The sequence below is a fragment of the Pseudozobellia sp. WGM2 genome (assembly GCF_017810075.1).
Lineage (GTDB): Bacteria > Bacteroidota > Bacteroidia > Flavobacteriales > Flavobacteriaceae > JADNYK01.
Genome location: NZ_JADNYK010000030.1, coordinates 1 through 835 on the forward strand (window position 1 = coordinate 1; position 835 = coordinate 835).

Sequence of the window (835 nt, forward strand, 5' to 3'; positions counted from 1 at the left end):
CTCTATGTTGCCGTCGGGGAGCCATCTTCCCAGGTCCCCTGTTTTGTACAGTCTTTGGCCCTTGGTGAAAGGGTGGGGCACGAACTTCTCCCGGGTGAGTTCGGGCCTGTTGAGATACCCTCGGGCCAGTCCGTCCCCGGAGATGCAGATCTCCCCGGCGACCCCTTTGGGGAGCAGGTTGTGGTCGGAATCGAGAATATATACCTGGGTGTTGGATATAGGAGGACCAACGTGGATTAGAGAATCTTTACCATCTATTTTCGCATTACTAGCATTTACGCAATATTCGGTCGGTCCATAGGCATTAACTATTAAGGCCTTGGAGTCTAGAATGTTGTTAATTTTAGATATAAGGGTCTCTTCTAATTTTTCTCCTCCTGAAATTAAAAGTTTGATTTTATTAAATAATTTAGAGCTTTCTTTTAAATCTAAAACTTCTTTAAGTATGCTGGGAGTGCCGCTTAAAAGGCCTATGTTGTTATTGTAAATATATAAAGGCAATGTTTTTAAGTTATTCAATAAGTCATATACATGAATGGTATTCCCCCAAATTAATGGCAAGAAAAATTGTCTTAAGGAGGCATCAAAAGAAATATTACTTATTAGAACAGTATTTGAACTCTTTGATCCATCGAGCTTGCTCAAATCAGTTATATAATTCACAAGGCTTTTGTTCTCTATCATGACCCCTTTTGGTTTCCCGGTGGAGCCAGAGGTATACATTACATAGACAAGACTGTCCCGATTTGCCTTGTTTCGGGTGTTTTCCTTTCCGAAGCGTTCCTTCTGGTCGAGGAAGGTGTCCAACAGTCCCTGGTCGATGACGGCCTTTGCC

The 835-nt window shown here is 42.5% G+C and carries 1 protein-coding gene; it reads right to left on the minus strand.

Annotated features, from left to right (window positions below; all coding sequences use genetic code 11):
* Window positions 1–835: AMP-binding protein (locus tag IV512_RS19650; protein WP_209406452.1), on the minus strand; the 835-nt coding region annotated here is incomplete at both ends.